The organism is Pseudomonas sp. NPDC096925, assembly GCF_044762545.1.
Taxonomy (GTDB): Bacteria; Pseudomonadota; Gammaproteobacteria; order Pseudomonadales; family Pseudomonadaceae; genus Aquipseudomonas.
Window position 1 is genome coordinate 138,018 of the sequence record NZ_JBIWEM010000002.1, and the last position, 11,178, is coordinate 149,195.

The 11,178-nt window shown below is 66.3% G+C and carries 2 protein-coding genes; both read left to right on the forward strand.

The genetic code is table 11. The features are described 5' to 3' along the window. The first annotated feature begins 1 nt into the window (after position 1). Complete coding sequence (locus ACIQYU_RS06670; RefSeq protein ID WP_402798619.1) at positions 2-7,825, forward strand: amino acid adenylation domain-containing protein; 7,824 nt, start codon at positions 2-4, stop codon at positions 7,823-7,825. 1 nt (position 7,826) lies between these two features. Continuing rightward, positions 7,827-11,171: an amino acid adenylation domain-containing protein gene (locus ACIQYU_RS06675; RefSeq protein ID WP_402798621.1), complete on the forward strand. Its 3,345-nt coding sequence runs from the start codon at positions 7,827-7,829 to the stop codon at positions 11,169-11,171. The last annotated feature ends 7 nt before the right edge of the window (positions 11,172-11,178 follow it).

Here is an 11,178-nt window from a genome sequence, read left to right on the forward strand (position 1 = left end):
CATGGAACTCACTGCCGCACAACGCATCGCCCAACGTTTCGTTGGCCTCCCCGTGGAACAACGCCAGCAGATCCTGGAAAAGATGCAGGCCAGCGGGCAGAGCTTCCGCCTGCTGCCCATCGTGCCTGCGCGCCAGGGCCTGGCGCGTATTCCGCTGTCTTACGCCCAGCAGCGTCTGCTGTTTCTCTGGCAGCTGGAGCCCGACAGCCCGGCCTACAACGTGCCGATGGCGGTACGCCTGAAGGGCGCCCTGGACCAGGCGGTGCTGCAACAGGCGCTGGATGCGCTGGTGCAACGCCACGAGTCGCTGCGCACGCGCTTCGCCTCGGAGGAGGGCGAGTTCCACCAGGAAATCCTTGAGCACTGCCCGCTGGCGCTGGAACTGGTGATGTTCGACGGTGCCGCCGATGAGGCAGCGCTGAGCGTGGCCGTGGACGCGGCCCTCAAGCAGCCCTTCGACCTGCTGACCGGTCCGCTGCTGCGGGTGACCCTGCTGCGCGTGGCCGCCGATCACCACGTGCTGGCGCTGAGCATGCACCACATCATCTCCGACGGCTGGTCCAGCGATGTGCTGGTGCAGGAATTCATCCAGCTGTACAGCGCCCTGGCCGAAGGCCGGCAGGCCGAGTTGCCGGCGCTGCCGATCCAGTACGCCGACTACGCCATCTGGCAGCGCGCCTGGCTTGAGGCCGGTGAAGCGCAGCGCCAGCTGGCCTACTGGCAGGCCCAGCTGGGCGACGAGCAGCCGGTGCTGAGCCTGCCGCTGGACTTCGAGCGCCCGGCCACGCCCAGCCAGCGTGGCGCGGTGGTGCGCGTGGACATTGGCGCCGAGCAGGCCGAGGCCCTGCGCAGCCAGGCGCGCAAGGGTGGCCACACGTTATTCGTGCTGGTACTGGCGGCCATGGCGGTGGTGTTGTCGCGCTACAGCGGCCAGGCTGATATCCGCATCGGTGCTCCGAACGCCGGGCGCAACCGCAAGGAGCTGGAAGGCCTGATCGGCTTCTTCATCAACACCCAGGTGTTGCGTGTTCAGGTGGACGAGCGCGCCACCTTCGCCGCGTTGCTGGAGCAGGTCAAAGACGTGATCGGCGGCGCCCAGTCGCACCAGGAACTGCCGTTCGAGCACCTGGTCGATGCCTTGCTGCCCGAGCGCAACCTGGCCCACAACCCGCTGTTCCAGTTCAAGATCAACCAGCACGTGGCCGCCAGCGATGCAGGGCGCAGGCGCCTGGGCGCGCTGGAGGTGGAAGGTTTTGCCCGTGATGGCGGCGATGCCCGCTTCGACCTGGCGTTCGACTTCTCCGACAAGGCTGACGGCATCGAAGGCTACTTCACCTACGCCACCGACCTGTTCGAACAGGCCACCATCGAACGCATGGCCGCTTCGCTGCGCCAGGTGCTGGATGCGCTGATCCGCGACCCGCAGCAGGCGATCGTCGATAGCCCGCAAGTGGCGACGCTGCTGCCAGCGGCCACGCAGGCCTACCCGCACGGCACTTTCCTAGCCCTGTGGCGCCAGGCACTGGCGCAAGGCCAGGCCCACGGCGGTGTGCGTGCCGGTGACCGGTTCATGACCCAGGCCGGGCTGGAGGCGGCGTCCAACCGCCTGGCCGACTACCTGCGCCAGCACGGCGTCGGTGCCGGCAGCATCGTTGCCCTATGCCTGCCACGCTCCATCGATTGGATCAGCGCCTTGCTCGCAGTGCTCAAGACCGGTGCCGCCTACCTGCCGCTGGACACCCAGCAACCGCAGGAGCGCCTGCAACAACTGGTTGCCGACAGTGGCGCCGCCGTGCTGATGCACGAACCGGGCGACCTGCGCTTTGCTGGCCTGGACGGCGTGCAGCTGATTGCCTGCGATCACACCGCCTGGGCTACCTGCAGTGACAGCCCGGTCGAAGTGGCCATCGCCGCCGAACAACCGGCCTATCTGATCTACACCTCGGGTTCGACCGGCCAGCCGAAAGGCGTGGTGGTCAGCCACGGCGCACTTGCCAGCTACATTCAGGCGGTGCTGGAACGCCTGCAACTGCCGGCCGCAGCGAGCATGGCGATGGTCTCCACCACCGCGGCCGACCTGGGCCACACCGTGCTGTTCGGTGCCCTGGCCTCGGGCCGCCTGCTGCACCTGCTACCGCAGGAACTGGCGTTCGACCCGGATGGCTTCGCCAGCTACATGGCGCAGCACCAGGTCGGCGTGCTCAAGCTGGTGCCGAGCCACCTGCAAGGGCTGCTGCAAGCGGCTCGCGCCGCCGATGTGCTGCCCGCCGAAGCGCTGATCCTGGGGGGCGAGGCATGCAGTTGGGGCTTGTTGGAAAAGGTCCGCGAGCTGCGCCCGGCCTGCCGGGTCATCAACCACTACGGCCCGACCGAAACCACTGTCGGCGTGCTCACCTTCGAGCCGGGTCAGCCGCTGCCAGGTTGCCGCACGGTGCCGGTCGGGCGCCCGCTGGGCAACGCCTGCGCCCAGGTGCTGGATGGCTACCTCAACCCGTTGGCGGCGCAGGTGCCCGGTGAGCTTTTCCTGGGCGGGCAAGGCGTCGCCCAGGGCTACCTGGGCCAGCCAGCGTTGACCGCCGAACGCTTCGTGCCGACCGAGGGTGGTGCCCGCTTGTACCGCACCGGCGACCGCGCGCGGCTCACTGCCGATGGCCTGGTCGAGTTCATTGGCCGTGCCGACGACCAGGTGAAGATCCGTGGTTATCGTGTGGAGCCGGGTGAAGTCGGCCGGGTGCTGGCCGGCCTGCCCGGTGTCAGCGAGGCCGTGGTACTGGCCTTGCCGCTGGAGGGCGACGCCGAGCGCTTGCAACTGGTGGCCTACGGGGTAGCCGACGCAGGCGTGACCGTGCAGCAGTTGCAGGCGCAACTGCAGGCACGCCTGCCGGACTACATGGTGCCGGCGCAGATACTGCTGCTGGAGCGCCTGCCACTGACTGCCAACGGCAAGCTCGACAAGCGCGCCTTGCCGGCACCGGGCGCGGTCAGCCGTGGCTATGTGGCGCCGCAAGGCGATATCGAGGAAAAGCTGGCCGCAGTGTGGGCCGATGTGCTCAAGCTGGAGCAGGTCGGCAGCACCGACAACTTCTTCGAACTGGGCGGCGACTCGATCCTCAGCCTGCAGATCATCGCCCGGGCCAAACGCCAGGGCATCAGGATCACCCCCAAGCAGCTGTTCGAACAACAGACCATCGCCCAGCTGGCCCAGGTAGCCAAGCGCATCGAGCCCAAGCAAGCGGTTGCGGCCGCAGCCGTGGACACCGCCACCAGCGGTGAGGTGGCATTGCTGCCGGCCCAGGCGCGTTTCTTCGAGATGGAGATCGCCCAGCCGGCGCACTGGAACCAGTCGGTGCTGCTCAAGCCGGCCAGCCCGGTGCAGGTGCAACACCTGGAGGCAGCCCTGCGCGCCGTGGTCGAGCAGCACGATGCCCTGCGCCTGCGCTTCAGCCGTGGCGAAAGCCAGTGGCAGGCGCGCTTCCAGCCGCTGGCCAATGCACCACTGCTGCACCAGCGCAACCTGGCCGCACTGAATGAACTGGACGCCGCCGGCAACCAGGTACAGGCCAGCCTGAACCTGGAGCACGGGCCGCTGCTGCGCGCCGAACTGTTCGACTTCGCCGATGGCCAACAGCGTCTGCTACTGGTAGTCCATCACCTGGTGGTCGACGGCGTGTCGTGGCGGGTATTGCTGGAAGACCTGCAAGCGGCCTACCGGCAACTGCTGAACGGCCAGGCCGTGAGCCTGCCCGCCAAGACCACCTCGGTAAAAACCTGGGCCGAGCGCCTGGTCAGCCATGCCGGCAGCCCGGCGCTGCATGCACAGCGCGACTACTGGCTGCAGGCCCTGGCCGGCGACCACGGCGAACTGCCGCGTGACAACCCGCAGGGCAGCCTGGCCAACACCCATGCCCGCACCGCCGCCACGCGGCTGGATGCCGAGCGCACCGCCAAGCTGCTGAAACAGGCCCCGGCGGCCTACCGCACGCAGATCAACGACCTGCTGCTGACCGCGCTGGCGCGCACCCTGTGCCAGTGGAGCGCACGGGACAACGTGCAGGTACTGCTGGAAGGCCATGGCCGCGAAGACCTGTTCGACGACCTCGACCTCAGCCGCACCGTGGGCTGGTTCACCAGCCTGTTCCCGGTGCGCCTCACACCCGCCCAGGACCTTGGCCAGTCGATCAAGGCGATCAAGGAGCAACTGCGCGGCGTGCCGGACAGAGGCCTCGGCTACGGCCTGTTGCGCTACTTCGGCGATGCTGAAGTGCGTGACCGGCTCGAGCGTGCCACCCAGGCCCGTGTCACCTTCAACTACCTGGGCCAGTTCGATACCAGCTTCGATGCCGAGGCCGGCACCCTGTTCACCCCGAGCGGGGAAAGTGCAGGCCGTACCCAATGTGCCGGCGCTCAGCTGGGCAACTGGCTGAGCATCACCGGCCAGGTGTACGGCGGCGAGTTGTTCCTGGAGTGGACCTACAGCGCCGACGTTCATCACCCGGCCACCATCGAGAAGCTGGCCCAGGCCTACGGGCAGGCCTTGGCAGAGCTGGTCGAGCACTGCTGCGATACCCGGCACCATGGCGTGACACCGTCGGACTTCCCGCTGGCCGCGCTGACCCAGGCGCAACTGGACAGCCTGCCGCTTGAGCCCGGGCAGATCGCTGACCTGTACCCGCTGTCACCCATGCAGCAGGGCATGTTGTTCCACACCCTTTACGACCAGCAGGCCGGCAACTACATCAACCAGCTGCGCGTGGATGTGGACGGGCTGGATGTGCAGCGTTTCCAGCAGGCCTGGCAGGCCACGCTCGATGCCCACGACATCCTGCGCAGCGGTTTCATCCTGCAAGGCGAGCTGGAGCAAGCCGTGCAGGTGGTACGCAAGGCCGTCGAACTGCCGTGCAGCGAGCACGACTGGCGTGGCCAGCCGGCGCTGGAGCAGGCATTGCAGGCACTGGCCGAGGGTGAGCGCCAGCGCGGCTTCGACCTGTCTGCCGCGCCGCTGCTGCGCCTGGTACTGGTGCGCACGGGCGATACCCGCCACCACCTGATCTATACCAACCATCACATCCTCATGGACGGCTGGAGCACCTCGCGCCTGTTGGGTGAAGTGCTGCAGCGCTATGCCGGCCTGGCGCCGCAGGCCCAGGCCACGCACTACCGCGACTACATCGCCTGGCTGCAGGGCCAGGACGCGGCCGTTGCCGAAGCCTTCTGGAAAGGCCAGCTTGCGGCCCTGGACGAGCCGACCCGTCTGGCCCAGGCCATCGCCGGCAGCGCAGGCGCAAACGGCAGCGGCCATGGCGACCACCGCCTGGCCTTCGACCGCGAGCAGACTGCACGCATCGAAGCCTTCGCCCGGGCCAACCGGGTCACGGTCAACACTCTGGTGCAATCGGCCTGGCTGCTGCTGTTGCAGCGCTGCACCGGCCAGGCCAGCGTGTGCTTCGGCGCCACGGTCGCCGGCCGCCCGGCAGACCTGCCGGGCGTAGAGGAGCAGATCGGCCTGTTCATCAACACCTTGCCGGTGATTGGCGCCCCGCGTGCCGAGCAGACCGTGGCCGAGTGGATCGGCCAGGTGCAGGCCGGCAACCTGGCCGTGCGCGAGTTCGAGCATACCCCGCTGTACGACGTGCAGCGCTGGGCGGGGCAGGGCGGTGACGCCTTGTTCGACAGCATCCTGGTGTTCGAGAACTACCCGGTGGCCGAGGCGTTGCAACAGGGCGCGCCCGGTGGCCTGCGCTTCGGCGACGTGGCCGTGCAGGAGCAGACCAACTACCCGCTGACCCTGGTGGTGGAACTGGGCACCACGCTGTCGATGCAGTACAGCCACGACCGTGCGCTGTGGAGCGACGAGAGCATTGGCCGCCTGGCTGGCTACTTTGCCAACCTGCTGCAGGCGCTGGTGGAGAATGCCGACGCGGTGGTGGGCGAGCTGCCAATGCTGGGCCTGCCAGAACAGCAGCAAATGGTCGAAGGCTGGAACGAAACCCAGGCGACGTACCCGGACGAGCGCAGCATCCACCAGCTGATCGAAGCCCAGGTGTTCGCCACCCCGGACGCCCCGGCGCTGGCCTTTGGCGAGCAGACCCTGAGCTATGCCGAGCTCAACCGCCGTAGCAACCGGCTGGCGCACAAGCTGCGCGAGCAGGGCGTGGGCCCGGATGTGCTGGTAGGCATCGCCATGGAGCGCAGCCTGGAGATGGTCATCGGCCTGCTGGGCATCGTGAAGGCCGGTGGCGCCTATGTGCCGCTGGACCCGGAATATCCACAGGACCGCCTGAGCTACATGTTCGAGGACAGCGGCATCGCCTTGCTGCTGACCCAGTCGCACTTGCACCAAGCCCTGCCGATCCCGGCCGGCCTGCGCAGCCTGGACCTGGATACCGAGAGCCTCGACGGCTACAGCGATGCCAACCTGAACATCGACGTGGCCCCGCTGAACCTCGCCTACGTGATCTATACCTCCGGTTCCACCGGCCGCCCGAAGGGCGCTGGCAACAGCCATCAGGCGCTGGTCAACCGCCTGTGGTGGATGCAGAAGGCCTACGGCCTGGACGCCAGCGACAGCGTGCTGCAGAAAACCCCGTTCAGCTTCGACGTGTCGGTGTGGGAGTTCTTCTGGCCGCTGATGACCGGGGCACGCCTGGTGGTGGCCCAGCCGGGCGCGCACCGCGACCCGCAGCTGCTGGTCGAAACCATCAACCACCACGGCATCAGCACGCTGCACTTCGTGCCGTCGATGCTGCAGGCGTTCATGACCCACGAAGCGGTCGAAAGCTGCGTCAGCCTCAAGCGCGTGGTGTGCAGCGGTGAAGCACTGCCGGCCGAGCTGGCCCGCCAGACCCTGCAACGCCTGCCGGCGGCGGGCCTGTACAACCTGTACGGCCCGACCGAAGCGGCGATCGACGTCACCCACTGGACCTGCCAGCCGGACGAACGCATCAGCGTGCCGATCGGCCAGCCGATCGACAACCTCAAGACCCACATCCTCGAAGGCAGCCTGCAACCGGCGGTACGCGGCAGTGCCGGCGAGCTGTACCTCGGCGGTGTCGGCCTGGCGCGTGGTTACCACCAACGCCCGGCGCTGACCGCCGAACGCTTCGTGCCGGATCCGTTCAGCGACAACGGCGGGCGCCTGTACCGCACCGGCGACCTGGCGCGCTACCGCGCCGATGGCGTGATCGACTACGCCGGGCGCATCGACCACCAGGTGAAGATCCGCGGCCTGCGCATCGAGCTGGGCGAGATCGAGGCGCGCCTGCTGGAGCTGCCGAGCGTGCAGGAAGCCGTGGTGTTGGCCTTGGACGGGCCAAGCGGCAAGCAGCTGGTGGGTTATGTGGTGCCTGCCGACAGCTCGCAAGACGAAGGTGCATTGCGCGACAGCCTGCGCGAGGCGCTGAAGGCCGGTTTGCCGGACTACATGGTGCCGGCGCACCTGCTGCTGCTTGGCAAACTGCCAGTTACGCCGAACGGCAAGCTGGACCGCAAGGCCCTGCCGCAGCCGGATGCCAGTCAGTTGCAGGGCGAGTACATCGCGCCCCAGAGTGATCTGGAGCAGCAGATCGCGGCGATCTGGGCGGATGTGCTGAAGCTGGAGCGGGTCGGGCTGAGCGACAACTTCTTCCAGCTTGGCGGGCATTCCCTGCTCGCCACGCAAGCGGTGGCGCGCCTGCAGATGGAACTGGGTGCGGATACACCCCTGGCCCTGATTTTCCAGACCGACAACCTTGGTGACTACGCCGCCGCCGTCAGCGCAGCAATTACCGAATGCACGGCAGACCTGGACGAGTTCCACGATTTCATGAATGAGCTTGAGGCAGTTTGAGATGAGCACCGATAACCGCAACACCGATCTGGTTCACCGCTTCATTCGGCTGCCGCTCGAGCAGCGCAAGCTGTTTCTGGAAAAGCTGGCATCCAAGGGCGGCAGCCTGGCGCAACTGCCCATTCCGCAGGTGCGCGGAGACTTCGAGCAGCTGCCGCTTTCCTACGCCCAGCTACGCCAGTGGTTCCTATGGAAGCTGGACCCGGCGAGCGCGGTGTATAACATTTCCTCGGCCTTGCGGTTCAAGGGGAGCCTGGACCGGGCAGCCCTGCAGCGAGCCTTCGACAGCCTGCTGGCCAGGCACGATGCGCTGCGTACCACCTTCCACCAACAGGACGGGCAGGTGCAGCAGGTGGTTCACCCACACCTTGCGTTGACGGTGACCTATGAACAGCTGAATGGGGCAGGCGAGGAGGCCTTGCGCGAGCAAGTGGAGCACGAGGCACGTCAAGGCTTCGACCTGGAGCATGGGCCGCTGCTGAGGGTAAAACTGCTGGCGCGCGATGCGCACGAGCACGTGCTGGTGCTGACCCTCCATCACATCATTGCCGATGGCTGGTCCATGTCGTTGATGGTGGAAGAGCTCATGCGTCTGTATGAGGCCTATAGCCAGGGCGGTGATGTGCAGCTGCCCGCGCTGCCCATCCAGTACACCGACTACGCCATCTGGCAGCGTAGCTGGATGGAGGCCGGTGAGCAGGCACGGCAACTGGCCTACTGGACCGCGCGACTGGGTGGCGAGGACACGGTACTGGAAATGCCGATGGACCGCCCGCGACCAGCGGTCAGCAGCCTCAAGGGAGGGCGGCTTGCTATTGACCTGCAGGAACAGCAGGCGCGTGCGCTCAAGCAGTTCGCCCAGCAACAGGGCGTAACGCCGTTCATGCTGCTGTTGGCCAGCTTCCAGATCCTGTTGCACCGCTATTCGGGGCAGGCTGATATCCGCGTCGGCGTGCCGGTAGCCAACCGTAACCGGGTGGAAACAGAACGCCTGATCGGCCTGTTCGTCAACACTCAGATACTGCGGGCCGAGTTCGACGTGCAGATGACCTTCACGGATTTCCTGGGCCAGGTCAAACAGCGTGTGGTCGAGGCTCAGGCCCATCAAGACCTGCCGTTCGAGCAACTGGTGGAGGCCCTGCAACCAGAGCGCAGCCTTAACCACAGCCCGCTGTTCCAGGTGATGTTCAACCATCAGACCCAGGCCAGGGGCGAGCGCCGCAGTCTGCCGGGGCTGGAACTGGAAGCTGTGGCGTGGGACAACCACACGGCCAAGTTCGACCTGACCCTGGAAACCTTCGAACACGAAACCGGTATCGGCGCTGCACTGGTCTACGCCACCGACCTGTTCGATGCCTCGACTGCCTGCAGCCTGGCCCGACACTGGCAGAACCTGCTGACGGCCATCGTCGAGCAGCCCACCCAGCGCATCGCAGACCTGGCCCTGCTGGACGCCAATGAGCACCGGCAGATCATCGAAGACTGGAACGCTACCCAGGCCAGCTACCCGAATGCCAGTTGCATCCACCAGCTGTTCGAGGAGCAAGTGGCGAAAACCCCGGATGCCCCGGCGCTGATCTTCGGCGAGCAGACGCTGAGCTATGCCGCCCTCAACCGCCGGGCCAACCAGTTGGCGCACAAGCTACGCGAACAGGGGGTTGGCCCGGATGTGCTGGTGGGCATCGCCATGCAGCGCACCCTGGAAATGGTCGTCGGCCTGCTGGCTATTCTCAAGGCGGGTGGCGCCTACGTGCCGCTGGACCCGGAATACCCGCAGGACCGCCTGGAATACATGCTCGAAGACAGCCAGGCGATCCTGCTGCTGTCGGAGACCAGCCTGATTGCCCGATTGCCCGGGCAGTTCCAGTCGCGCACGCTGCTGCTCGACCAGCTGTCGCTGGAAGGCTACCCGGACACCGAGCTGACCTGTGTGACCAGCCCTCGCAACCTTATCTACTGCATCTACACATCAGGCTCGACGGGCAAGCCCAAGGGCGTGCAGGTCGAGCACCGCAGCGTGGCGGCGCTGATCGGCTGGTCGCTGTCGGTTTACAGCCAGGCAGACCTGTGTGGCGTGCTGTTCTCCACCTCGATCTGCTTCGACTTGTCGGTCTGGGAGCTGTTCGTCACCCTGTCGGCCGGTGGCTATGCGGTGCTGGCTGCCAATGCCCTCGAGCTACCGAACCTGGCTGCCAAGGACCGGGTGCGGCTGGTGAATACCGTGCCCTCGGCCATCAAGCAGTTGTGCGAAACCGGTAACATTCCGCCATCGGTCAAAACCATCAACCTCTGTGGTGAAGCACTGAAGCAGTCGATTGTCGATGACCTCTACCACCTGGAGCATGTGAGTGATGTGTACGACCTGTATGGCCCGTCCGAAGACACGACCTATTCCACCTGCACGCTGAGGGCGGCCGGTGGTAAGGCCAACATCGGCCGGCCTTTGCACAACAGTGCTGCCTACGTGTTGAGCGGTGCACTGCAACCGGTGCCGGTGGGCGTCGTCGGTGAGTTGTACCTGGCCGGTGCCGGTTTGGCCCGTGGTTACCTGAGGCGCCCGGGGCTCAGCGCCGAGCGCTTCATTCCCAACCCCTTCGATGCGCAGGGCGGGCGCATCTACCGGACCGGTGACCTGGCCCGTTATCGGCCTGATGGTGTGCTGGAGTACGTCGGCCGGGTGGACCATCAGGTGAAAGTCCGCGGCTTCCGCATCGAACTGGGCGAGATCGAGGTGCGCCTGCAGCAGGAGGCTGTGCGCGAAGCCGTGGTCATGGCCGTTGACGGGCCCGCTGGCCAGCACCTGGTGGCCTATGTGGTGCCTGCCGATGCTGGCGTGATGGTCGATGCCGCTGCGCAATCGTTCCTGCGTGACCACCTGCGCGCTGCATTGAGGAAACACCTGCCGGAATACATGGTGCCTTCCTACCTGTTGCTGCTCGACAAGCTTCCACTGACACCCAACGGCAAGCTGGACCGCAAGGCGCTGCCACGCCCGGACGTTGCCCTGCCGGAAGAAGCCCATGTGCCGCCGCGCACACCCTTGCAACAGCAGGTGGCCGCCATCTGGGCAGATGTGCTGAAAGTCGAACGGGTTGGCCTGGGTGACAACTTCTTCCTGCTGGGTGGGCACTCGCTGATCGCAACCCAGGTAACCAGTCGGGTCCAGGAGCAGGCCGGGCTGCCGGTCAGTCTGAAGGCGCTGTTCGAACACCCCGATCTGGGCGACTACTGCGCGCAGCTTGAGCAGCTCATGCCACAGGTAGACCCCGTTCAGAATGAACTGGCTAAATCCCTGGAGGCCCTGAAACGTCTAACTACGGAGGAAATTGAAAAGCTGGTTTCTTAGGAGATTT

Excerpts from the sequence above, each read along its gene's own strand:
- ACIQYU_RS06670 (WP_402798619.1), top strand. The coding sequence starts at position 2 with ATGGAACTCACTGCCGCACAACGCATCGCCCAACGTTTCGTTGGCCTC.
- ACIQYU_RS06675 (WP_402798621.1), top strand. The coding sequence starts at position 7,827 with ATGAGCACCGATAACCGCAACACCGATCTGGTTCACCGCTTCATTCGG.